Below are 22,066 nucleotides of genomic sequence, written 5' to 3' on the forward strand. Positions count from 1 at the left end.
CAAGCGAGGTGCGCAAAATGCGGGCTATCCGAACCTGGCCGCCTGATTGGCGTGATCTGCTTGCCGCCAGAAGCACTGGCGACGCTGCACGTGGTCGCGATCAGCGATCGGTCCCAATATGGCCGAACTTCGGCCACTCATGCATCTCGCGTTGAAGATCATCGAGGCGTCGCGCGGCGACCGTCATCATACGGATACTCAGGCGCGGCTGCTATCAATCGCCGCCACACAATCGATCTCGATGTCGAAGCGTCCAGGCCACGCCGGCACATTGACGAAAATCCTGGCGGGTGGGTTCGGTCCGAAGAAGCGCGCATAGATCGCGTTGACGGCGGGAAACATGTCGACCGACGTGCAATACACGTTGCACTTGAGCACCTGATCGAGCGATGAACCCGCCGTCTCGACGCACAATTTCAGCTGTTCCAATACCCGCTCCGTCTGACGCTCGATCGGTGCGTCCATCACTTCGCCCGTGTTGGGATCGAACGGCGGGAAGCCGGACACGTAGATCGTGTCGCCGTGGCGGGTGACCGCGGAAGTCGGCGCTTTCCAGCGTTCGAGCCAGCTCGACAGTGGTTCGACGCGAATGATTTCTCGGCTCATGGTTCGCTCCGTGTGAAAACGATTGGTCGTTGAAGAAGACGCTACGCCACGTCCTCGAAGATGCCGTTCAACCATACGCTTGACGGCGCCTTTGGCAAGCGGTCGAAGCGGCCGTTCGCAAGCGACTGTGGCCATCCAGTTCCAGCATGAATCCTTGGCTGACCAGGCACCCGGAAAGCCCCAGTACCTGAACCTCGAGCAGAGTGATCAGCTCGCTCAGATTGCCGGGTGATAGACGTGGCGGCGAAATTGCTTGAGAAGCAGGCATGGGTCATCCACGGGAAGTGCGTCAATCAACAGATGTTTGAGCGTGGCTGCTGATTGTCGCAGGTTTCCAGTGAACTCAATTCTGCGTCACAGGTGGCGCAACCGCCCGCGGACTCGTCAGGCGGCTCGGGTTGTGAACGGGCGGCCGGCGGACCGATATACCCATGCGCACACCGCTCAGCCTGCGTGCGAGGCTTATTTAGCAGCCCGAACACAGCCGTAATTTACGTGTCGCTTGCTGAACCAGGTGCCCGCTGCGTTGACAGGCTGGAAAGGAGTGGCAAATGGAAGACAATCTTCATACCACGCAGAATCGGCTACCCGGCCCACTTCCCCAAGCGGAATTGACGCGTCCGAAAGTGCGGCAGGTGTTGCTCAAGAAGGCGCCTGGTACGTTGCGGTACGACGCTCGCGGCCATCTCGACCACGTCCGTTTGCGGCCCGGTCCAGGATCCGCGTTTGCAGCGCTTCTGTTTCTGGTGTTGTCGTGCTTCTCGAGCACGGCGCTTCCGGCGCAAAAGCCGGCATCCGCCGAAGTCAGCCCGGCGAGCCCGAAGGCAGCTCAGCACGGACGTCTTGATCGCACCGGCAAGACCCGCAAGGGCAAGGCTTCGTATTATGGCCGGGAGTTCTACAAAAGAAAGATGGCTGACGGTACGCCGATGAATCCGCAATCCAATACCGCCGCGAGCAAGACGCTACCGCTTGGCACCAAGGCGCGAGTCACGAATCTGAAAAACGGCAACAGCGAGGTGGTGGAAATCAGGGATCGCGGCCCGTACGTCAAGGATCGAATCGTCGACGTATCGCCCCAGACTGCGGATAAGCTCGGGTTGAAAAAAGATGGCATCGCCCCCGTCGAAGTCAAGCCGGTGGAAGTTCCGCAGGCCGACGGTACCGTGAAGCCGGGCGCAGGTGTACAGGAAACCCCGCGCGCCAGGTCGTCGGCTGATGTGCAGGATAGCCGCCATTCATTGCATTGAAATGGCAACGGACGCGGCTCGTCGCTCGGCTCGTGAAACTGCTTCGCGAGCGGACGTTTGCCCGCCTCGACTGAATGTGCCGGCCAGCACGTTGCCGCCGAGGAAATAGCGCGCGGTCGGTGACGCCCTATCCGAGTGGGCAGCTCATCGCCTTAACATGCAGGCTCTGGCAGGGATACGAGTCAGGCAATTGTGGGTTCCGGGCTGCACTCAGATTCGAATCGCGGCTGGTCACGGCGCAGCCGGCAAGCATCATAACCAGACCCGATATGACCACGAAGTGGCTCCACTCAATCGATCTCATAGGTCCTCGACACGAAAGGCAGGTGGCGGCAGGGGAGTTGCTTCGCAAACGCTATGCGCACCTTGTCAGTCTTCAAGGTCTGGTCACCGAAAGATAAGCCGCGGCCTCTTCGATCTGCGCATCGTTCAATGTCGCCGCAACGGCTGTCATCGAACCCGGCGCCGGCGGTTTTCCCTTCGCGCGCTCCTGAAATTCGTGTAACCGGGTAACGACAAATGCCGCCGGTTCACCCGCGATGCCCGGAAAGCGAGCCCCGTTGCCCTTGCCGCCGGCCCCGTGACAGCTGAAACAGGCGGGAACGTTGGAGCCAGCACCCATCTCGGCGAGCTGCTTTCCGGCGATCACCAGACTCTGCGGCGGCGGTGCACCTTTGGCAAGCGGCGGATCCTGGCTGGAAAAAAAGTTTGCGAGTTGCTGTATGTCGCTATCGGATAGATTGAGCGCGACCGGCTGCATGACAGTGCTCGCGCGAGTGCCCGCCTTGAACATTGACAATGCATGGGCGAGATAAACGGGATCCTTGCCGGCAAGCCGCGGCCCACCGCTTACGGTGCCGGCGCCCAGTGCGCCGTGGCACGCGACACACGTTGCGATGGACGGCGCCGTTGTTCCCGCGGCCGTATCTTGCGCATTCGCTGCGGGCTGTGCTTGACAGGTGCCTGCGAAACCGACGAGCGCCGCGATCGAAAGGGAGCGCAAGCGGTTGCGCAGCATGGTGCTAGAACGTGAACTGATCATCGTGGCCTTTCCGGTTTCCGTCGAACAAGCGTCCGGTGAACGACGCTGTGAATCGATTCTGCGGGAGTGATTCTGACAAGCGACCGTCGAAAGAATGACGTATTTGTCATCTAAGGCGAGCGGGAACCCGTCTGCCGCCGCCTTGGACGACCACGAAACCAAACAGCCAGTGGCACCCGATTCGATTGCATAGAATCAGGTTACGCGCAGAACGCTTTCGGGCAACCCGATTGCAGTCGCGTTCGCGGTCGGGCTTGCGCGTATGAAACGCGACTCGTACTAATCGTAAGGAGAATCGTCATGGCGACCTATGTGGTTCTTGCACAATTCACCGATCAGGGCATACGTAACATCAAGAACAGCCCGCAGCGGGCTGGTCAAGCGGCGGAGTTGGCCAAGAGCTTTGGCTGTGAAATGAAACAGATCTTCTGGACGGTAGGCAAATATGACATTGTCACGGTGATCGACGCACCGGATGAGCAAAGCTTCGCGGCATTCGGCTACGCGCTGGGGTCCGCGGGCAATGTCCGCACGCAAACGCTCCGTGCCTTCACGAAGGATGAATGCAGCGCGATTATCGGCAAACTTCCATAAAACAGGCGGTGCTCGGGCACGTGAGCCGTTCTCTTTCCGCGACTCTTTCTCAGGAGATCACAATGAACGCAAAAGCAAGCGACAGCGAAGACGTACGGGCATTCGTTCAAACCGCCGAGCAGGCCGGCGAGTTTGTCTGGGTCATTACGCTGGTCGACTTCGGAGCACAAAAGGTCAAGCGGTCGATTGTTTCGGACGACACATTCGCCATGCGCGCCGCGGCTCAAGACGCTGGCGAGGCCTATCTGAAGGGACTGACGGAAGACCGGTAGCGAGGCGAACGGAGGCCTTGTTTTCGCTCGCGGACAGACTAGAGTTGGACCAGAGGCAGAGGGCCGGGAGGGGAGGAAGCCAATGTCCAGCACGCCACAAGCGCCGGCATCGCCTCTCACGGTGTCCGTCGAAGCAGGCCGCTTCCACGTCGCTCGACCAGGCAGCGCGAATGAGGTGATCGATCTGGTGCGGCAAAAAAATATCCAGATCGTCGATCTGAAGTTCACCGACTTGCCCGGACTCTGGCAGCACTTTTCGATCACGCTTCCTGAAGTTCACCCGGACCTTTTTGAGGCCGGAATCGGCTTTGACGGCTCGTCGATTCGCGGCTTTCAGGAGATTCACGAATCGGACATGCTGCTCAGACCCGATCCGGCGACCGCCTTTGTGGATCCGGTGTGTGACACGCCAACTCTGTCGATCATCTGCGACGTGGTCGACCCGATTTTGCAGCAGCCGTATTCACGCGATCCGCGCTATGTGGCGAAAAAGGCGGAAAACTATCTACGCCAAACCGGTATTGCGACCACATGCTACATCGGGCCCGAACTCGAGTTCTTCATCTTCGACTCGATCCGTTTCGGTCAGAACCAGCACTGCGGCTTCTACTATGTCGAGTCGTCCGAGGGCGACTGGAATACTGGCCGCGACGAGGGCGCGTATGGCGGCGGCAATCTCGGCTATAAGCAGCGCTACAAGGAGGGCTATTTCCCGGTGCCGCCTCACGACACGCTACAGGAAATCCGCTCGGAGATCGCGTTGACGCTGCAGCAGGCCGGCGTACAGATTGAAGTGCATCACCACGAAGTCGCGACCGCCGGTCAGAACGAAATCGACATGCGCTTTGCAACGCTCACACGCATGGCTGACAACGTGATGATCTACAAGTACGTTTGCAAGAACGTCGCGCGCCGGCACGGGAAAGTCGCGACTTTCATGCCGAAGCCGCTGTTTGCCGACAACGCGAGCGGCATGCACTGTCACCAGAGTCTGTGGAAAGACGACGAGAACCTCTTTTACGACGCAAACGGTTGGGCGCTGACCTCCGACATGTGCCGCTGGTACATTGGCGGCTTGCTGCAACATGCCCCCGCGCTGATGGCTTTTTGCGCCCCGACTACCAATTCATACAAGCGTCTCGTCCCAGGATACGAGGCACCCGTCAATCTGGCAATGTCGCAGCGCAACCGTTCGGCAGCGGCGCGCATCCCGATGTATTCGGATTCGCCCAATGCGCGGCGCGTCGAGTTCCGCTGTCCGGACCCGTCGGCCAATGCGTACCTGGCGTTCGCGGCGATGCTGATGGCCGGCCTCGATGGTATTGAGAACAGGACGGATCCGGGCGATCCGCTCGACCGGAACATCTACGACCTATCGCCCGAACAGACCCACAACATACGGCAGGTTCCGGGCTCGCTCGACGCGGCGCTGGCGGCGCTGGAGTCCGACACGGCATTTCTGCGCAAGGGCGATGTTTTCACCGAAGACGTGCTGCAGACCTGGATCGAATACAAGCGCAAACGCGAGATCGACTCGATCAAATTGCGTCCGCATCCGTGGGAGTTTTACCTGTATTTCGATACTTGAGATCGATATTGAATCGGTCATGTGCCGGCGGGCAGGCTCGGCTCGACGATATGCAGTGGTTGCGAGGCGGGAGTGACTATACTCAAAGAGGCCGCCTCTGATTCAAACTCACCGGGTTCAGGTGGTCGAGGCGCCGGGCAGGATTTCAACGCGAGCCGGCCAGCTCGCGGGGGAGGGGCATATGTTCAAGCATCTGCTGGTGCCGACCGACGGCTCGGCGCTTTCCGAGGCCGCCATTCAGATGACGGTAACGCTCGCCGTGGAAAGCGGAGCCAAAGTCACGGGACTTCATGTCATTCCGGAGTTTCATGTCCTCGCCTATGGCACGGAGATGATCGCGGACAACGAGGATCGAATCATTGAGGCCGCGCGGCAGCGTGCGGACGACTACCTCGGGCTGGTCAAACAAGCTGCTGCGCAAGCAGGTGTCGAGTGCAATACGGTTGCGGTGAATCGCGCTCATCCTTACGAGGCGATTATCAGCGTTGCAGCACAGCAGAACTGTGATCTCATTGTCATGGCGTCCCACGGCCGAAGTGGCATGCGGGCGTTTTTGCTCGGCAGCGAGACGCAGAAGGTCCTGACACACAGTCAGATCCCGGTCCTCGTCGTCCGGCAGTCGACGTCGACCGCCGCGCCTCCGGGGCGATAGTCCGGTCGGCGGAGGGAGAAGGAGCGCGAACCCGGAAGTATACGAATGAATTGCATCGGAATCCTCATATAGAGTCCAGCGTTCGCGCTACGCCAGTGGTTTGCGACTACAGCGAACGTGCGATCGCTCGTCCGAGCAGTTCCAGGCCCAGGTCGATCTCCTCCTCGTGGACGGTCAACGGCGGAGCGATCCGGAAGACGCCGCCCATGCCGGGCAACTGCACGATGTTCATGCTGAGCCCCAGATCCATGCACTCGCGGGTGATCCTCGAGCCCAGCCCATCCGCCGGCTCCCTGGTGCGGCGGTCCTTGACGATCTCCATGCCCAGAAGCAGCCCGCGTCCGCGAATGTCGCCGATGCACTCAAAGCGTTCCATCAGATCCAGCAGACCGCGTTTGAGCCGCTCACCCATCTGGTTCGCACGCGCGACCAGCCCCTCGCGTTCGACCACATCCAGCACCCGCAGCCCGACGGCGGCGGGGAGCGGATCGGACACATGGGTCGTATAGAACAGGTAGCCCAATTCATGGGCCCGCTCCTCGATCTGCGCGGAAGTCACGACGGCCGCGAGCGGCAAACCGGCACCGAGCGTCTTCGACAGCGTGAGAATGTCGGGCGTGACGCCATCGCGCTGAAAGGCGAACATCGTGCCCGTGCGCCCGATCCCGGTTTGCGCTTCATCGAGGATCAGCAACATGCCGCGCTCCTCGCATTTGCGCTTGAGTGCGGCCATGTAGCCTACTGGCAGTTCGATGATTCCGCCGGAGCTGAGGATCGGCTCGGCGATAAAAGCAGCGAGATTGCCGCTGGACTGACGGTCGATGAGATCGAAGGCGTAGTCCAGTTCCGCCAGCCAATCGTACTCACCGTTGCGTTCGAAACGCGGCCGGTACAGGAACGGAGCGGGGATCGCGAAGGAGCCGACGGCCGCCGGACCGACGCCTTTGCGACCGGCGCTGTAAGTCGCCGATGCGGCATGCCCCGTCATGCCATGCCACGACTGCGCGAAGCCGACGATTTCATATTTGCCGGTGACCAGCTTCGCCATGCGAATGGCGGCCTCGTTCGACTCCGCGCCTGTGCTGAGCAACAGGGCGCGGTCGAGTCCGTCGGGCGTGATGTCGGCCAGACGGGTTGCCAGCTCGACCACGGGCCGCGACAGCATCCCGCTGAAGAGGTGGTCGAGCTTGCCGGCGTATTCGTTGATGACCGCGACGATGTCCGGATGGCTGTGCCCAAGCACCGCGCTCATCTGCCCGGAGGTGAAATCCAGGATCGCGCGGCCGTCCGCGTCGTAGACGAAGCTGCCCTGGGCGCGCTCGATGATCATCGGCTCGAAGGTGCCGCCATAGCGGATGAGGTGCTGCCTGGCGTTGCGCCAGAAGACTGCGTCATTGTTTCGGGACACCGTGCTTCTCCTTGGTTGGCGACGAGAATAACTTGCAGTCTAGATCGCCCGACAGTGACGATCCAGGTAAGATCGTGCCTGACTTCTCGCCTTCGACTCGCACCTTCCACGCTATCGCAGCGGCAAGCAGGGCGGCGCGGGCTCGGGACGGCCAGTCAAAAATAACGGCAACTCGCGGGCAGAGCGTTGCGCGGGTCCTGTCGTGAGGTTCCTTGTAGAACGCTCGATTCGCATTAGAAATACCATGGATTACTTTGCCGCGGTACGCGCCTTCGTGTGCGCAGCGGACCTGCAGAGCTTCAGCAAGACGGCCCATGAAATGGCAGTCAAGACCTCGACCGTCTCGCGCTACGTAAGCGAGCTGGAAAAGGATCTGGGCATTGCCCTGTTCAACCGGTCGACGCGAGGGCTTGTCCTGACCGAGGGCGGCAGGCTATTTCGTGAACACGCCATGATTGCCCTGCAGGCGCTCGACGACGCGCGCCAGGTTACGTCGTCACTGAATCGCACACCGCAAGGCGTGCTGCGCGTCACGATGCCGTCGACATTCGGGCGCCGGCACATCGTGCCGCATCTGCCGGCGTTTATGGCGCGCTACCCGGACATTGACCTGGATATCGTGTCGACCGACGAAACGCTCAACATGATCGAGGCTGGCATCGACGTGGCGATCCGTATCGGCGTGCTGCCCGATTCGTCGTTGATGGCCAGACGCATTGCGCCGCATCACCGGATCGTCTGCGGCAGCCCGGCGTATTTCGAGCGCAGCGGGATGCCTCGTGTGCCTGAAGATCTGGCGGCGCACGATACGCTTCGCCTGGCTCTGCTGCCGGACGACAAATGGTCTTTCACCCGCATCGCAGATGCGCAGGCAGCGTCGCAGCAGGTGCTGGTGGCATTGCGAGGGCGCTTGCGCGCGGACGACTCCGAAGCCGTGCTGCAACTCGCCGTGGCCGGCTGCGGCCTTGCTCTCCTGCCGACGTGGCTCGCATCCACGGCCCTGCGCGAAGGGCACCTGCAACACGCGCTGCCCGAATGGGAAGCGCGCACGGGACGTGCCGAACCCGCGGTCTGGGCGGTCTACCCGCCGAAGAAAATCGTCTCGTCGAAGGTGCGCGCGTTCGTGGATTTCTACGCCGCGGCAATCGGCGAGCCGCCGTACTGGGACGACGGACTCGCACTGGCGCTTCAGCCTTAACGGGCGAAGCGGATGTCGAGCGTGCGCAGCCAGGTCTGCAAGCCGGCATCCTGGATCGGAATCACGTAAGCGTTTTCGTTCGTTTCATTGAAATGCGCATGCCAGTATCCGGGCGGCGTGACGAACGCCATCCCGGCCTCCCAATCGACGCGTGTCGGATCGACGATATTGCCGTTCTCGTCCAGTTCGGTGCCGACCAGCGTATAGACGCCTGGCTGGCCTCCGGCGATGAAGTCGAGTGCAATCGACTGGTGGCGGTGCGGCTTCTGGATCGAGTTGGGCGGCACGATGCCGAACATGGCCCACAACACATGCGTGACCGTTCGCGTCTGCGGAAAGTTGGCGTTGCCCATCAGCACGCTGATGCGGTTGCGGCGGCCCGCATTGGCTTCTTCCGCGACCTTGCGCAATTCCGCCTGCGCCTGGGCGGCCGGATAGAGCGTCGGCGCGAAGCGCGCCTCGACGCCGGTCGTGCCGAGATAGGTGAGCAGCGGCGCGTCGTTGACGTAATAGAGCGTGGCCGTCGTGTCGGCGGACAGCACGGCGGCATCGCCACCGGGCAGCGTGAAGAAATCGCCCTGCCCGAAGGGGAAGCGCGTCTCGGCTTGCATCACGCTGCCGCTCCCGCTGATGACGTAGCAAAGCTGCGAGGTCGCGTTCGGGGCGAGCGTCAATGCGTCCCCCGCGACGATACGCAGGAAATTGGCGCTCAGGCCAGGACCGGTCGCGGGGCCGGGGCAACCCAACTCCGCGGAGAGGTCCAGCGGCACGATCCGGGTTGCGCCGTCTGCGTACAGCGAAGGCGCGAAATTGCGGAAAGGCACGCGCGAGATGAGCTTCGCGCCGATCGGATTGGCTGACGACGTGTATTCGAAGTATTGCGCATCGAGGGTCGCGTCAGCGGGTTCGGCGAGAGGCGCCGAAGACGTGCGGGTCAACATGGTCTGCTCCTTTGGATTGGGAAACTTCGTGCGGGTCCATCACGAAGTTGGGTGGCGTCCGAAAGCTGAGCTGACTATAGGCGCGGGTCGCTGGCCTCAGAAGTACCGGATATCGAAATCACCTTTGCGCAAATGGGTGCACCGTTCATTCATTGCCGCTATTCCGCGCAATGATAAGGTCAGGTTCAGGCAATTGATGAAAAACCAAATATTAGTTGCATTTTCCATATAAATCCATATTGTTCATAAGGGTATGCGTGGAAATACTAAATGCAATTGTAAATTTTCTCGCTGCGAACAAAGCGCACGGCACATGCCTGCCTGAAATCATTCTGTAGCGCGTCGCCACGCTCACTGCTTGCTTGCGTTCCGCAACGGTTGTTTCTGAAATTAATCCGGTCACTATGGAAATGATAGAGAAAACACATTGGATAATAAAATTCCTGAGCCATAGGATCCCTCCGGTTTCCAACTGAACCCAGGAATACAACGTGAAAATACTGAAGACGCAAATTGCAGCAAGCATTTTCTCGATCGTCTCGGCAATCTCGATCGCTCAACCGGCGCATGCCGTGGATATGACCCGGGATAGCGGGGCGCCCGTCGGCGACAACCAGAACTCGCAGACAGCGGGCCCCGAAGGTCCAGTTCTTTTGCAGGATTCTCATCTCATCGAGAAGCTGCAGCGCTTCGATCGCGAGCGCATACCCGAGCGCGTCGTGCATGCGCGTGGCACGGGTCTGTTCGGCGAGTTCGTGCCGACCACGGACCTCAGTTCGCTGACCACGGCCCAGGTGTTCACGCCAGGGACCAAGACTCCCGTCTTCGTTCGATTCTCGACGGTGATGGGCTATCGCGGATCGCCCGAGCAGGCACGAGACCCGCGCGGTTTCGCTATCAAGTTCTACACGCAGCAAGGCAACTGGGACATGGTCGGCATCAACTGGCCGATCTTCTTCATTCGGGACGCCATCAAGTTTCCTGACTTCGTGCATGCGAACAAACCGTCGGCTGTGACGGGTGTGCAGGATCCGAATCTGGCATTCGACTTCTTCGCCCATTCGCCCGAAGCGACGAACATGCTCACGCATCTCTATACGGACGAGGGCATGCCGGATTCGTATCGCCACATGGACGGCTTCGGTGTGCACGCCTTCAAGTTCGTGAACGCGAAAGGGGAAGTTCACTACGTGAAGTTCCACTGGAAAAGCCGTCAGGGGATCCAGGGCATTCGTCCCCAGGATATTCCGCATTCGATCGGCGCCGACTGGAACATGATGACCAACGACCTGTACAACTCGGTCAAGGCGCATTCCTACCCGCAATGGGATCTTTATATCCAGGTGCTCTCGCCAAAAGATCTGGATAAGTACGATTTCGATCCGCTGGACGACACGAAGGTGTGGCCGTCTTCCATCCCGGAGCAGAAGGTGGGCACGATGACGCTCAACCGCATTCCGGACAACTATTTCGAGTCCACGGAAGAATCGGCATTTGCGCCGTCGCGGCTTGTGCCAGGGATCGAGCCGTCCGAAGACCGGATGTTGCAGGGCCGCCTGTTCGCCTATGCGGACACGCAGATGTATCGCCTCGGCCCCAACTACAACCAGTTGCCGATCAACCGTCCGGTCGTCGCGGTCCACAACAACAATCAGGACGGCTTGATGAACGGGGACGATCGAAAGGGCGAAGTGAACTACGAGCCATCGGGAGTCGCCGAAATCGCACAGCAGGACAAGTACAAGTCCGTGCAGACGCCGCTGAAGGGGACGACCCAGCAAAGAGCGATCCACAAGACGCTCGACTTCCGTCAGGCCGGCGAGTACTACCGGACGCTGTCGGAAACCGACAAGGCAGATCTGATCACGGCGCTGTCGGGCGACCTTAGCCACGTGACCAACGACGCCAACAAGTACGCGATGCTCTCTTACTTCTATAAGGCCGATTCCGACTACGGCACCCGCCTCACGGCGGCGACCCATGCGGACCTCAACCGTGTGAAGGATGCGGCAGCACACCTGAGCGAAAACTGAAGCACGTACGGAAAGCCTGCGCAAGCAGGCTTTCCGACTGTTGGACATGCTTTCTCACGGAGAACCTGATGCGATGCTTTTTCACTGCCCGGCGCATTCTTCGGACTGCGGCGGCCGCCACCCTGGCCGCGCTATTGACGGCGAGTTGCGCGCAGCATGTGTATCAGCCGGGAACCTATTCGGCCGCGACGGACACGCCGCGTTACACAGAAGACTGGTTTGCCGCGGCGCGCGCGGGACGCACGGATATCGTTCAGGCCTTGATCGATGCGCATTTCCCGCTCGATACAACCACTCCCGAAGGCTATACCGCGCTGATACTGAGTGCCTATGACAATCACGCGCAGACATTGAAGGCCCTTCTTTCCGCAGGTGCCAACGCTTGCGCCGCCGACCGGCACGGCAACACCGCGCTGATGGGGGCGCTCTTCAAAGGCGAGACGAATATTGCAACGATGCTGCTCGACACGCATTGCGACATCGATCAAACCAACAACGCGGGGGAAACGGCGTTGTCGTTTGCCGCGCTATTCGGCCGGCTCGATATGATTCCGGTGCTCGTCGCGCACGGCGCCAACGCGAATCATGTCGACGCGCGCGGCGGGACCGCGTTGCAAATGGCGATCGCACAACACAACCCGGCTGCGGAGGATGCATTGCGGCATGTCGGCGCGACGCAGTGAGGCATCGCTGATCAATCGCCTTTCATGCCGTGTGGCCCGCCGGCAAAGGATGTTCGATGCCTGCCTGTCACGCGGCAAGCACGCGTTCCGGCGGCGCCATGAACTCCGGCCCAACGGGATCCTTGACGTACTGCGTGATGATCGCGTCGATCTGCTGGAACGCCTTTTCATCGAGGCGCCAGCCGAACACGTCGTCGACCCCGTCCAGTTGCGCCGGACGGCGCGCGCCCCACAGCGCGATCGTCGGGCCGCGGTCGAGCACCCAGCGCACCGCGAGCGCGAGCACCGACTTGTCGAAGTTATCGCGCGCGAACACGTTCAGTGCTTTCACCGCCGCGACATATTGCGCGCGACGCGGCTCGCGAAACTTCGGGTCGCGCTGGCGCAGATCGTCGCCCTCGAAACGTGTCTCGACGCCAATGCGCCCCGCCAGCAGTCCGCGACACAGTGCCCCATAGGCAAGCGCGACGAGCCCATGCTGTTTTGCATACGGCAGCACGTCACGGTCGATATCGCGTTCGAACAGGTTGTACGGCGGCTGCGTGGCCGACAGCGGCGCCACACGGCGGAACGCATCCATTTGCTCTGGCGAGAAGTTGCTCACGCCCAGCGCGCGCACCTTGCCTTCCTTGCGCAGAGCGTCGAGCACCGCGGCGGTCTCTTCGATCGGCACCAGCGGATCGGGCCAGTGGACCTGATACAGGTCGATGTAATCTGTCCGCAAGCGCCGCAGCGTATCCTCTACTTCCTGACGAATGCGTTCTGGCGACGAATTGCGGAACACCGCGCCGTCGCGCCATTCCAATGCGACCTTGGTCGCGATGACCGCCTTGTGCCGATACCCATCGGCCAGCGCCTTGCCGACGATCTCCTCCGAAGCGCCGAAGCCATACACCGGCGCCGTGTCGATCAGATTGACACCGCTGTCCAGCGCCCGGCGGATCACCGCAATCGAGTCTTTCTCATCGGTGCCGCCCCACATCCACCCGCCGATCGCCCAGGTGCCAAGGCCGATGCGTGAGACGGGAGTCGTTAAACCTTCAATTGCGATTGTTTCAATAGTCATGTGAAGCTCTCTAATCAAAGCACTGCGTAAAGCACCGCATACGGGTCGAATGCGATCTGACTAACGGCGACGTACCCATTGGACGGGCAGGCGAGCCGATTATTTCAGCGGCATCCGGCGATCACAAGAAGGCACCTGACGGTTTCATACTTTCCCCATGGAAACTAATTGCTACGACAGCGCTTACGCGCACGACAATCCGCAAAAAAAAACCGACGACCTGGCGCGCAACATCATCGAGCAGATCGCGGACAGGTGGACGATCCTCGTCATCGATGCACTCGGCACGCACGGCGAGATGCGTTTTTCGCGGCTACGAGAAGTGGTGGAGGGCGTGAGCCAGAAAATGCTCACCAAGACATTGCGGCAGCTCGAGCGTGACGGCCTCGTTGCGCGCTACGTGCATCCGGTGATCCCGCCGCGAGTCGACTATCAGTTGACGCCATTGGGGCGCAGCCTGCTCGACAAGATCTGCGGGATATGGAATTGGGTCGAGGTCCATATGAGCGAAATGGAATTGGCGCGCCGCGAGTTCGACCACGGCGCAAAGCGGATCGACCATCTCCATCCGCGTGATGTGCCCATCGTCTAGCTCGGTCGCCGCAAGACGAGGTCGACGCTGAGCACGATCTTCAAGCTGTCAGCAGGCTCGTGAGAAATTGCCCATAATTGCGCGCAGTCTTTGAACAACCGTTGGGACGTTTCATGAAAGCAGCTTCTGCAGCACCGCAATCTCCGATCGCATTTCTCGCTGTCGCGTTGGCGTTCGCGATCAACATGATGGGTACAACGCTACCGACGGCAATCTATCGGTACTACCAGCTGCAGTACGGTTTTACGCCGACCATCATCACGGTGATCTATGCGTCGTATGCAATCGGCGTGCTGGCCGCACTGCTGCTGGTCGGCAACTGGTCCGATCAGCTGGGCCGTCGTCGCATGCTGCTGGCGGGGCTGTGTGCGTCGGCCGCGTCAGCGCTGACGTTCCTGCTCAGCGACGGGCTGCCGCTTCTGATGCTGGGTCGCCTGCTGTCGGGAATCTCCGCCGGCATCTTCACTGGAACCGCCACCGTGGCCGTGATCGAACTCGCGCCGCCGGCATGGCGCGGCAAGGCCATGCTCGCCGCTACCGCCTCCAATATGCTGGGACTGGGTTGCGGTCCGTTGCTAAGCGGCATTCTCGTCGAACTCTTCCCCTGGCCGATGCGCTTGCCCTATGCGGTGCATCTCGCGCTGATCGGTGTCGCCGCACTGATCGTCCTTGGCGTGCCGGAAACCGCTGCGATTCCTTCGCGAGTGAAGCTCGGCATCCAGAAAATTTCGCTTCCCGCCGAAGTACGCCCTGCGTTTATCCCCGCCGCGCTGGCGGGCTTTGCCGGTTTCGTCGTGGTGGGCTTCTTCGCGGCGGTCGCCCCTCAGCTGATTCGGGGCGTACTCGGCTTTCATAGCGGTATCGTGACCGGCGCGATCGTGTTCCTGCTGTTCGCGTGCTCGGCCCTCGGGCAGCTGGTGCAGACCGTCATTACTGCCCGATGGAGGCAAGCGGCTGGCTGCATTGGACTCGTCGTCGGGCTGATGTGTGTCGGCCTGTGCGTGCCGGCGGCCTCGTTCGGTGTGCTTTTGCTCGGCACCGCCCTGGCAGGGATCGGGCAGGGCATCAGCTTTCGCGCCGGGTTGGGCGAGATCGCGGCGGCGGCACCCGCGCACCGGCGCGCGGAAGTCACGTCCAGCTTTTTCGTCGTGCTTTACGTGGCGATCTCACTACCCGTGATCGGCCTCGGCATCGTCATGCAGATCGCCGACATTCAACGCGCGACGCTGCTCTTCGTCGGCATGACGATAGTCCTTGTGCTCATCGCGCTGCTCCTGTTGATGCGCAAGCAAGCGGACACGGGGCAAGATGCGCGGGCGACCGGCGATTGACAGGTCATCCGCTCCTCGAGATGAGCTCTGCCTGCGGCGACTATCTCGTCGATCTCCCCGATGACGGCTCCGATTACGCAACCCGGCTTGGCTTCCGGACCCGAAGCTTGCCCGTCACCAGGCGCTTGCCGATCCGATCGTCAAGTATCAAGCGGAAAAATCAGTCGATGCCGACAGCGCCTTCCAGGTTTCCGTTTCCTGCCCGACATAGGCATTCTTCTCAGCGATGGCCTCTAGCGTGTCGGTGCCAAGCGGCAGACGCAGCGGAGGCGTTTGCGCATCGACCAGGTCGATCATCGCCGTGGCGAGCTTCGCGGGATTCCCTGGCTGGTTGTGATTCATGTTGGCGGCGTGCCGACGCACATTGCCCGATGTCGCGTCATAGTCCGCAATGACTTCGTGTGCGACAACCAGCGACGACGCGTCGAGGAAGTCAGTCCGGAAGTAACCCGGCTCGACGACCGTCGCGTGAATGCCGAGCGGCTGCAATTCGGCGTGCAATGCTTCGGTCAGGCCTTCGACCGCGAACTTCGTCGAACAGTACGCGCCGAATCCGGCGGCGGACCGGTAGCCGCCGATCGACGACATATTGATGATGTGACCGGCGCGCTGCGAGCGCATCACCGGCAGAACGGCGCGCGTGACAGTCAGCAGCCCGAACACGTTGGTGTCATACATGCGGCGCACGTCCGCGTCGCTGGACTCCTCGATGGCGCCGAGCAAACCGAATCCCGCGTTGTTCACCAGAACGTCGATACGGCCGAATTTTTCGACCGCGGCTTGAACCGCGGCTTTTGCCTGCGCTTCGTCCGTGACGTCCAACGCTACCGGCAGCAGTGCCGGCGAGTCGCCGAGGCGCTCGACGATCGCCGCGACATTGCGGCCCGCGGCAACCACCGCGTTGCCGTCAGCGAGCGCCGCCTGGGCGATCAGGGCGCCAAGGCCGCGCGACGCGCCCGTGATGAACCAGACACGCTTGAAGCCGTTCCTCGTGAGTTCGACCATGATGCTTCTCCTACGTTTGGGGTGGGTGTGAACGGATCATAGGAGTATCGATTCGCACGAACTAGACGCAGGTTGCTAGACTGATAATCAACTTTTATTTGCTAATGGGGGCTGCCGTGAATGAAGTTCGTGCAATCACGATATTCGTCCGGGCGGCGACGCTCGGAAGCCTGCGCAAGGCGGCCGTCGACCAGGGCATCTCGCCGCAGGCCGCGAGCCACGCGGTGATGCAACTGGAAAAGGAGCTGGGCGTGCGGCTCTTCCACAGAACCACGCGCAAGCTGAGCTTGACCGAGGAAGGGCAGGGCCTGCTCGACAGCGTGGAGCCCGCGTTGGCTGTGTTGTCATCGGCACTCGACGACGCGCGACGATCAAAGGCAGAGATCGCGGGGCCGCTACGGGTGAGCGCGCCAAGAGCGATGGGGCATGTGGTGCTGTGGCCTTATTTTCTTGAATTCGCCGAGCTGCATCCGAACGTGCAACTCGATGTACAGCTCGACGACCACTTCACCGACCTCATCAGCGAGCGCGCGGATGTGGGCTTTCGTGGCGGCTCGCCGCCGTCGGGCGGCACCATCGCGCGGCGGCTCCTGCCGATCCAGTTGATCGTCTGCGCGTCGCCCGCCTATATCGAGCGTCATGGCGCGCCGCGGACTATCGACGAGCTCGACGCTCACCGCTGCACGGGATATCGGCGCGCGAACACGGGCAAGCAGGCGCCGTGGGAATTCCTGATCGGCGATGAAATCGTCTATCGCGACATCGCGGCGACCTTGTGCGTCAACGATATCGACGCCGAGACCGCCGCCGTTGTCGCCGGACTCGGGATTGGTCAATTGGGCAGCTTTTCGGCCACCGCGCCGATCAGGAGCGGCCAACTCGTTCCCTTGCTGGTTGAGCATGTCACCCAGCGCGAAGCGGTCTATATCTACTATCGTCACCGGACCGAGCAGCCGTTGCGGGTGAGGACGTTTATCGACTTCATGGTCGCGCGACTCGCGGGGAACCGGAGTTTTTATTTCGAGCCGTCCGAACTTGGCGCGGTCCGTTGAGTCCGCCGACGGTCAACACCGGCTCTGAACCTGGGCAAGGTCCGGGTCGCGGGTGCGCGAGCGAAAAGCAATCGCGGAAAGAATGACCGGAAGCTCGGCCGGTTTGGCGAAATGGTGATCGAAACCGGACCTGAGCGATACGGCCCGCTCGGATTGCGAGGACAACCCGGACACCGCGACAAGCAATGGTATGGGTTTGCTCCTCAGGCGCCTGATTTTCCTGGCCACCTCCCGGCCGTCGAGTCGAGGCATCTGAACGTCGAGAATCACCACAGCGGGGAACCACCGGCAGTACTCGGCCAACGCCTCGACTCCGTCCCGAGTGGCGCGAATTTCGTAGCCGTGAAGCTCGAAATACTGGACGTATGCCGCGAGCAGACTCGGGTCGTCATCTGCAATGAGTAAATGGTGGGCGCCGACAGGTTGCATCTCCGTTTCTCCGAACCGTGCATCAGATTGACGCAATTGACGGACCCGAGCGGAAATAGTTGTTCCATTCCGGCGGGGGCACCGGTCAATCGAGTTCACGAGGAGTCGGCGTCACGCCGCTGATCTTCCCGCAGACCCATGGTGCTGGCCGCGCATGGGAAGTCGAGCTAGGGGTGCAGGGACTTAACAGGTCCATGTCTGTACCCGTACGGCGTTGCTTCGGCCAGTCACTGGAGAAGCCTCATGTTCATTCACAACAAACGCCTGCAATACACCGTGCGCGTCGCCGCGCCGAATCCGGGTCTGGCGAATCTGCTGCTGGAGCAATTCGGTGGACCTCAGGGAGAACTCGGTCCCGCCTGCCGGTACTTCACCCAGGCGGTCGGCGAAGATGATCCCGGCCGAAAGGACCTGCTGTTCGATATCGCAACCGAAGAACTGAGTCATCTGGAAATTGTTGGCTCGATCGTCGCGATGCTGAACAAAAGTGCGAAGGGCCAGTTAGCCGAAGCCGTGGAGGCGGAGGCGGAGCTCTATCGCTCGATGACGGGCGGAGGAAACGATTCCCACACGACGGCGCTGCTGTATGGCGGCGGCCCGGCGCTGACCAATTCGGCTGGCGTGCCGTGGTGCGCTTCCTATGTCGACACGATCGGCGATCCGACGGCCGATCTGCGGTCGAACATTGCCGCCGAGGCTCGCGCGAAGATAGTCTACGAACGCCTGATCAACGTCACCGACGATCCGGGCATCAAGGAAACGCTCGGCTTTCTGATGACACGAGAAATCGCCCACCAGAAAACGTTCGAGAAGGCATTGCATTCGATCCAGCCAAACTTTCCGCAGGGCAAACTTCCTGGCGTGCCGGAATGCACGAGCGTGTACTACAACATGTCGCAAGGCGATGATGCGCCGCGCGGGCCATGGAACGAAGGCCCGGATTGGGAGTTCGTGGAGTCTCCGGAGCCGGCCGTGGATGGCGGTGACGGAATGGCCACTGTCAACGTATCGCAACGCGATGTGAAGATGCTGCAGGCCATGGCATCGAGAACCGCGTCGGATGCGACCTCGGATCCGACCACGGGTGCGGACCTCGGCGCGGGTCAGACCGTTTGACGTTGTGAGCACATGCGCGGCCGTCCTGACGGCCGCGCCTTGCTAGGACGGTGGGCACCGGCTCATCAGACGGGTTGGCATGACAAAGCGGACAGCAGCTAGCTTGTCCGCTGTGCTTTGCGATCCGTCAGTGACAGACGAAAGGCTGACGCTCGATATGTCCGCTCAGGCCGAGAACGATGTGAACGTTTGAACCGCGATTTTTCCGTCTTTGACGATCAGCGTATCCGTCGCCAGGGTGACCCACGGCCTCGCTTCCCACACGAGATACGCCACGTCGTTCACCGTGCTCATACTCGTAATCTTGAAGGCTGGCCAGAACGCCGGGTCTGCGCCATCCACGAACGCCTTGAAAAAGCCCGCTATCTCATCGAGGCCGCGGAAGGTCTTGTCTGGCGTAACGAGGACGGAATTGTCGCCGTAATCCTTGAGAATTTCGTCGACGCCCTGAGCAAACGCGCCTAGATGATGGTCAAGGACCTGTTTGGTTGCTGCTTCTACCTGTTCAGAGGAATTTGACATATCGAATGTCCACAAGAGGGGGCAACGGGATGTATCGGCAACGATGGCCGTTGCCGATACAGGAAGTAGACAGTGGCCTTGTTAGCCCGCATATGCGCGCTGGGCTTCGTCCCAGGTCACGACCACGATTGGCGTGCCGTCTTCCTTGATAAAGGACAGCGGTCCCAGGAACGTCATGTAGAACTCGCTATCGACCGGGAACGCGGTTTTGTCGTGGCGCGCATTCGCGGACTCGTAACCATAGGCCGGCGCCACGACAGTGTCGCCGCCGTGTTCGCTGCCGCCACGGACATCCATGCGGCCCTTGGTCAGCAGGTATTCCCCTGGGCCGACATGAAAGTGTGCGTTGAAGGATGAGCCGGCGGGACAGTCAAAAATCGCCGTCCATGCGCCCATCTCTGGGGAAGCGTGAAGCATCTTCCAACGAATGCCGCCCTGCGATAACGCGTCCGGGAAGGGCTTCCAGGGGATGTCGTCGATTTGAACCGCTTCTTCGCGAATCTTCTGCTTGATTTCCATCGTCGTCTCCTGATTTGGCCGAACCGAATTCAGAGTTCGGCGAGGTTCGTGGGTGAAACAACAATATCGCAGGAAGCGGGGCGAAGATTGCACGCTAGCGCAACTCGAGTTGCCAGCCAGTGCTGGTGGAAGGGCGCTGAATATTTAGTGCATGTTTAATTGTGGACGTCGTCCACATCGTGTCTTTTCTTCGGCGTACGGTGCAGCGCAGCGCTAGCGCGATTCGTGACTTCGCGCCATCAGCCGGTCCGCTCCTCGTGAACGATCGCTCCCATGAAGTATAGGCAACCGGTGCGGCACCGTACCGACGTCTCATACGGACTCAGGCATCTTGAAGCCACGCACGCTGTGCGAAATACTGATCGACACAGACACATTCGAATCCGCGCTACGTTGTTGTAGAAAGAAGGTCAACTTGTTCAGTGCTTCACTCGCATTCTTCTCGGACGGTCTGCTTGCCCTTTCTGGGTGGCAGATCCTGCTGGCAACGCTGATATCGACGCACGTCACGATCATCAGTGTGACGGTCTATCTGCACCGCTGCCAGGCTCACCGCGCGCTCGACCTGCATCCCGTCGTCAGCCATTTTTTCCGGTTCTGGCTGTGGATGACGACGGGCATGGTGACGGGCACATGGGCCGCGGTTCACCGCAAGCATCACGCGAAGTGCGAGACGCAGGAGGATCCTCACAGCCCACAGATCAGGGGCGTCTGGAGGGTACTGCTTGGCGGTGCCGAACTCTATCGCGCTGAAGTGAAGAACGAGGAAACACTTCGCCGGTTCGGCCACAGCACACCAGTCGACTGGATAGAGCGGAACGTTTATGCGAAGTATCCGAACCTCGGCATCAGCCTGCTGATCGTGATCGATGTCGCGCTGTTCGGAGTCGTCGGCGTGTCGGTGTGGGCCGTCCAGATGATCTGGATTCCATTCTGGGCTGGCGGCGTCGTGAACGGACTGGGTCATTACTGGGGTTACCGCAACTTCGGTCCTCCCGATGCGAGCACGAATGTGATCCCGATCGGTATCCTGATCGGTGGCGAAGAACTTCACAACAATCACCATGCGTATGCGACATCCGCCAGGTTGTCGAACAGGTGGTACGAGTTCGACATGGGCTGGATGTACATTTGCGTCCTTGCCGCGCTTGGGCTGGCCACGGTCCGAAAAGTCGCGCCGAGGCCGCTTCTGGTCAAAGACAAAGCGGAGATCGATGACGATACGTTGCAAGCTGTACTTCGAAACCGTTTCGAGGTAATGGCAAGCTATGCCCGAACGGCTGAGCGCGCCTACCGGCATGAACTGGCGCATGTGAAACACACGAGCCGCCGCGAGAAAGCCCTGCTCATGCGCGGCGTAAGACGCTGGTTCCGTGACGGGCAGGGAGGACCGGCCAGGACGTGTCAGCCGGTGCCGGCAGGGCTAGACGACAACGCCCCGGCGCTTCGTATCTACCTCGAATTGCGCGAGGATCTGTCGGCAATCTGGGAACGCTCGAATCTCTCCCGTGAACAGCTACTCTGTCAGTTGCAGGACTGGTGCCGGCGTGCGGAGCAAAGTCGGATCGACGCCTTGAGACAGTTTTCCCTACGTCTTCGTCATTACGGCTGATGCCGCGGTGTGCCGTCAGCGGGGCAGTTCGTACATCGCGGCGGCAACGTCGGTGTGTACGCGCTTCGCGGTCTCCGCGACCGTGGTTCGCGCTTGCCGGCTCGGGACCAGCAGCACCGGCAGGCTTGCGCTGCGTACGACCCGTTCGGCCACACTGCCCAGGAACAGGCGCTTGAAACCCCGTCTGCCGTGCGTACCGAGCACCAGCAGGTCTGCATTGAATTCGTTCGCCGAAATGCGGATCCGTTCCGAGATGTCCTCGCCGATTGGCGCGACGTCGACGATCCGCGGTACGCCCGCCACGTTCTCGTGTTTCATTCGCGCCAGCGCATCCGCCATCAGCCTTTGGCCTTCTTCAATGCAGGCGTCGCGCAGGATCGTCGGATCGTAGCCGGACGCGTCGTATGTCATCAGGGGGTTGTCGACCACATAGAGCGGCTGTAGCTGCGCGTCATTGGCGCGTGCGATCTGCAGTGCGCTGTCGAACGCATGTTCAGACGTCTCGCTGCCGTCGATCGCTACCAGAATGCGTTTATACATGTCGGCCTCGATGAA

General features: G+C 60.9%; 22 protein-coding genes and 2 pseudogenes. 14 read left to right on the forward strand and 10 right to left on the reverse strand.

The features are described from left to right. Positions 1–198 precede the first annotated feature (198 nt). A complete protein-coding gene (locus RI103_RS09675) occupies positions 199–606 on the reverse strand; it encodes a RidA family protein (RefSeq protein WP_310815112.1) in 408 nt (135 codons plus the stop codon). A 638-nt stretch (positions 607–1,244) separates the two neighbouring features. On the opposite strand from RI103_RS09675, the gene RI103_RS09680 reads away from it, so the two are divergent. Further along, positions 1,245–1,856, forward strand: coding sequence for a septal ring lytic transglycosylase RlpA family protein (locus RI103_RS09680; protein ID WP_310815113.1), 612 nt, complete (start codon positions 1,245–1,247; stop codon positions 1,854–1,856). Between the two features lie 376 nt (positions 1,857–2,232). Here RI103_RS09680 and RI103_RS09685 read toward each other — a convergent pair whose 3' ends face one another. Beyond that, positions 2,233–2,898 (reverse strand): c-type cytochrome, encoded by a 666-nt coding sequence (locus tag RI103_RS09685; protein ID WP_310815114.1) that lies wholly within the window; start codon positions 2,896–2,898, stop codon positions 2,233–2,235. A gap of 300 nt (positions 2,899–3,198) precedes the next feature. Between RI103_RS09685 and RI103_RS09690 the strand changes: the two genes are divergently transcribed. The 4 genes from RI103_RS09690 (at position 3,199) to RI103_RS09705 (ending at position 6,004) form a co-directional block, all read left to right on the forward strand. Beyond that, complete coding sequence (locus RI103_RS09690; protein ID WP_106307087.1) at positions 3,199–3,492, forward strand: GYD domain-containing protein; 294 nt, start codon at positions 3,199–3,201, stop codon at positions 3,490–3,492. A 62-nt stretch (positions 3,493–3,554) separates the two neighbouring features. Beyond that, positions 3,555–3,764 (forward strand): hypothetical protein, encoded by a 210-nt coding sequence (locus RI103_RS09695; RefSeq protein ID WP_310815204.1) that lies wholly within the window; start codon positions 3,555–3,557, stop codon positions 3,762–3,764. Positions 3,765–3,846: 82 nt separating this feature from the next. After that, positions 3,847–5,352, forward strand: a complete 1,506-nt coding sequence (gene glnA / locus RI103_RS09700) for a type I glutamate--ammonia ligase (protein WP_310815115.1) — start codon at positions 3,847–3,849, stop codon at positions 5,350–5,352. A 181-nt stretch (positions 5,353–5,533) separates the two neighbouring features. Beyond that, entirely contained in the window at positions 5,534–6,004 is a 471-nt protein-coding gene (locus tag RI103_RS09705) for a universal stress protein (protein ID WP_310815116.1), read from the forward strand. 106 nt (positions 6,005–6,110) lie between these two features. Here the strand turns inward: RI103_RS09705 and RI103_RS09710 are convergent, their stop codons facing one another. Beyond that, complete coding sequence (locus RI103_RS09710) at positions 6,111–7,412, reverse strand: aspartate aminotransferase family protein (RefSeq protein WP_310815117.1); 1,302 nt, start codon at positions 7,410–7,412, stop codon at positions 6,111–6,113. 244 nt (positions 7,413–7,656) lie between these two features. Here RI103_RS09710 and RI103_RS09715 point away from each other — a divergent pair, with 244 nt between their 5' ends. Next, positions 7,657–8,610, forward strand: a complete 954-nt coding sequence (locus tag RI103_RS09715; RefSeq protein ID WP_310815118.1) for a LysR substrate-binding domain-containing protein — start codon at positions 7,657–7,659, stop codon at positions 8,608–8,610. Here the strand turns inward: RI103_RS09715 and RI103_RS09720 are convergent. After that, on the reverse strand, positions 8,607–9,551 hold the full coding sequence (locus tag RI103_RS09720) for a cupin domain-containing protein (protein WP_310815119.1): 945 nt from the start codon (positions 9,549–9,551) through the stop codon (positions 8,607–8,609). The two genes, RI103_RS09715 and RI103_RS09720, sit on opposite strands and share 4 nt — an antisense overlap. A 578-nt stretch (positions 9,552–10,129) precedes the next feature. On the opposite strand from RI103_RS09720, the gene RI103_RS09725 reads away from it, so the two are divergent. Continuing rightward, complete coding sequence (locus tag RI103_RS09725) at positions 10,130–11,584, forward strand: catalase (protein WP_310815205.1); 1,455 nt, start codon at positions 10,130–10,132, stop codon at positions 11,582–11,584. Positions 11,585–11,652: 68 nt separating this feature from the next. Next, positions 11,653–12,267, forward strand: a complete 615-nt coding sequence (locus RI103_RS09730; RefSeq protein ID WP_310815120.1) for an ankyrin repeat domain-containing protein — start codon at positions 11,653–11,655, stop codon at positions 12,265–12,267. 67 nt (positions 12,268–12,334) lie between these two features. On the opposite strand, the gene RI103_RS09735 is transcribed toward RI103_RS09730, so the two are convergent. Beyond that, entirely contained in the window at positions 12,335–13,333 is a 999-nt protein-coding gene (locus tag RI103_RS09735; RefSeq protein WP_310815121.1) for an aldo/keto reductase, read from the reverse strand. Between the two features lie 157 nt (positions 13,334–13,490). On the opposite strand from RI103_RS09735, the gene RI103_RS09740 reads away from it, so the two are divergent. Beyond that, entirely contained in the window at positions 13,491–13,925 is a 435-nt protein-coding gene (locus RI103_RS09740) for a helix-turn-helix domain-containing protein (protein WP_310815122.1), read from the forward strand. A gap of 113 nt (positions 13,926–14,038) precedes the next feature. Beyond that, on the forward strand, positions 14,039–15,256 hold the full coding sequence (locus tag RI103_RS09745) for an MFS transporter (RefSeq protein WP_310815123.1): 1,218 nt from the start codon (positions 14,039–14,041) through the stop codon (positions 15,254–15,256). 147 nt (positions 15,257–15,403) lie between these two features. On the opposite strand, the gene RI103_RS09750 is transcribed toward RI103_RS09745, so the two are convergent. Next, positions 15,404–16,261 (reverse strand): oxidoreductase, encoded by an 858-nt coding sequence (locus RI103_RS09750; protein ID WP_310815124.1) that lies wholly within the window; start codon positions 16,259–16,261, stop codon positions 15,404–15,406. A 116-nt stretch (positions 16,262–16,377) separates the two neighbouring features. Here RI103_RS09750 and RI103_RS09755 point away from each other — a divergent pair, with 116 nt between their 5' ends. Further along, complete coding sequence (locus RI103_RS09755; protein WP_310815125.1) at positions 16,378–17,313, forward strand: LysR family transcriptional regulator; 936 nt, start codon at positions 16,378–16,380, stop codon at positions 17,311–17,313. Between the two features lie 12 nt (positions 17,314–17,325). Here RI103_RS09755 and RI103_RS09760 read toward each other — a convergent pair whose 3' ends face one another. After that, positions 17,326–17,742 (reverse strand): response regulator, encoded by a 417-nt coding sequence (locus tag RI103_RS09760; RefSeq protein WP_310815126.1) that lies wholly within the window; start codon positions 17,740–17,742, stop codon positions 17,326–17,328. Positions 17,743–17,985: 243 nt separating this feature from the next. Between RI103_RS09760 and RI103_RS09765 the strand changes: the two genes are divergently transcribed. After that, positions 17,986–18,858, forward strand: coding sequence for a manganese catalase family protein (locus RI103_RS09765; RefSeq protein ID WP_310815127.1), 873 nt, complete (start codon positions 17,986–17,988; stop codon positions 18,856–18,858). A 165-nt stretch (positions 18,859–19,023) separates the two neighbouring features. Here RI103_RS09765 and RI103_RS09770 read toward each other — a convergent pair whose 3' ends face one another. Both RI103_RS09770 and RI103_RS09775 read right to left on the reverse strand, forming a co-directional pair. Then, positions 19,024–19,380 (reverse strand): nuclear transport factor 2 family protein, encoded by a 357-nt coding sequence (locus RI103_RS09770; RefSeq protein WP_310815128.1) that lies wholly within the window; start codon positions 19,378–19,380, stop codon positions 19,024–19,026. Between the two features lie 81 nt (positions 19,381–19,461). Then, positions 19,462–19,899 carry a 2,4'-dihydroxyacetophenone dioxygenase family protein gene (locus tag RI103_RS09775; protein WP_310815129.1) on the reverse strand — a complete coding sequence of 146 codons (438 nt, stop codon included), beginning with the start codon at positions 19,897–19,899 and terminating at the stop codon, positions 19,462–19,464. A gap of 415 nt (positions 19,900–20,314) precedes the next feature. Between RI103_RS09775 and RI103_RS09780 the strand changes: the two are divergent. Then, a pseudogene (locus RI103_RS09780) lies at positions 20,315–21,272 on the forward strand (acyl-CoA desaturase); the annotation flags it as partial. Positions 21,273–21,370: 98 nt separating this feature from the next. Continuing rightward, positions 21,371–21,511, forward strand: a pseudogene (locus RI103_RS39625) (acyl-CoA desaturase); the annotation flags it as partial. 15 nt (positions 21,512–21,526) lie between these two features. Here the strand turns inward: RI103_RS39625 and RI103_RS09785 are convergent. Then, the gene (locus tag RI103_RS09785) at positions 21,527–22,051 is read right to left on the reverse strand and encodes a universal stress protein (RefSeq protein ID WP_310815131.1); all 525 of its coding nucleotides are present in this window, start codon (positions 22,049–22,051) and stop codon (positions 21,527–21,529) included. Positions 22,052–22,066 lie beyond the last annotated feature (15 nt).

Origin of the sequence: Paraburkholderia sp. FT54 (genome assembly GCF_031585635.1) — a bacterium.
Taxonomy (GTDB): domain Bacteria; phylum Pseudomonadota; class Gammaproteobacteria; order Burkholderiales; family Burkholderiaceae; genus Paraburkholderia.

What these genes read in the sequence shown, in the direction of transcription:
- RI103_RS09705 (WP_310815116.1), top strand. Translation starts at nt 5,534, where the DNA reads ATGTTCAAGCATCTGCTGGTGCCGACCGACGGCTCGGCGCTTTCCGAG.
- RI103_RS09695 (WP_310815204.1), top strand. Translation starts at nt 3,555, where the DNA reads ATGAACGCAAAAGCAAGCGACAGCGAAGACGTACGGGCATTCGTTCAA.
- RI103_RS09765 (WP_310815127.1), top strand. Translation starts at nt 17,986, where the DNA reads ATGTTCATTCACAACAAACGCCTGCAATACACCGTGCGCGTCGCCGCG.
- RI103_RS09690 (WP_106307087.1), top strand. Translation starts at nt 3,199, where the DNA reads ATGGCGACCTATGTGGTTCTTGCACAATTCACCGATCAGGGCATACGT.
- glnA (WP_310815115.1), top strand. Translation starts at nt 3,847, where the DNA reads ATGTCCAGCACGCCACAAGCGCCGGCATCGCCTCTCACGGTGTCCGTC.
- RI103_RS09740 (WP_310815122.1), top strand. Translation starts at nt 13,491, where the DNA reads ATGGAAACTAATTGCTACGACAGCGCTTACGCGCACGACAATCCGCAA.
- RI103_RS09760 (WP_310815126.1), bottom strand. Translation starts at nt 17,742, where the DNA reads ATGCAACCTGTCGGCGCCCACCATTTACTCATTGCAGATGACGACCCG.
- RI103_RS09735 (WP_310815121.1), bottom strand. Translation starts at nt 13,333, where the DNA reads ATGACTATTGAAACAATCGCAATTGAAGGTTTAACGACTCCCGTCTCA.
- RI103_RS09675 (WP_310815112.1), bottom strand. Translation starts at nt 606, where the DNA reads ATGAGCCGAGAAATCATTCGCGTCGAACCACTGTCGAGCTGGCTCGAA.
- RI103_RS09720 (WP_310815119.1), bottom strand. Translation starts at nt 9,551, where the DNA reads ATGTTGACCCGCACGTCTTCGGCGCCTCTCGCCGAACCCGCTGACGCG.
- RI103_RS09725 (WP_310815205.1), top strand. Translation starts at nt 10,130, where the DNA reads ATGACCCGGGATAGCGGGGCGCCCGTCGGCGACAACCAGAACTCGCAG.
- RI103_RS09715 (WP_310815118.1), top strand. Translation starts at nt 7,657, where the DNA reads ATGGATTACTTTGCCGCGGTACGCGCCTTCGTGTGCGCAGCGGACCTG.
- RI103_RS09775 (WP_310815129.1), bottom strand. Translation starts at nt 19,899, where the DNA reads ATGGAAATCAAGCAGAAGATTCGCGAAGAAGCGGTTCAAATCGACGAC.
- RI103_RS09730 (WP_310815120.1), top strand. Translation starts at nt 11,653, where the DNA reads ATGCGATGCTTTTTCACTGCCCGGCGCATTCTTCGGACTGCGGCGGCC.
- RI103_RS09785 (WP_310815131.1), bottom strand. Translation starts at nt 22,051, where the DNA reads ATGTATAAACGCATTCTGGTAGCGATCGACGGCAGCGAGACGTCTGAA.
- RI103_RS09685 (WP_310815114.1), bottom strand. Translation starts at nt 2,898, where the DNA reads ATGATCAGTTCACGTTCTAGCACCATGCTGCGCAACCGCTTGCGCTCC.
- RI103_RS09770 (WP_310815128.1), bottom strand. Translation starts at nt 19,380, where the DNA reads ATGTCAAATTCCTCTGAACAGGTAGAAGCAGCAACCAAACAGGTCCTT.
- RI103_RS09750 (WP_310815124.1), bottom strand. Translation starts at nt 16,261, where the DNA reads ATGGTCGAACTCACGAGGAACGGCTTCAAGCGTGTCTGGTTCATCACG.
- RI103_RS09745 (WP_310815123.1), top strand. Translation starts at nt 14,039, where the DNA reads ATGAAAGCAGCTTCTGCAGCACCGCAATCTCCGATCGCATTTCTCGCT.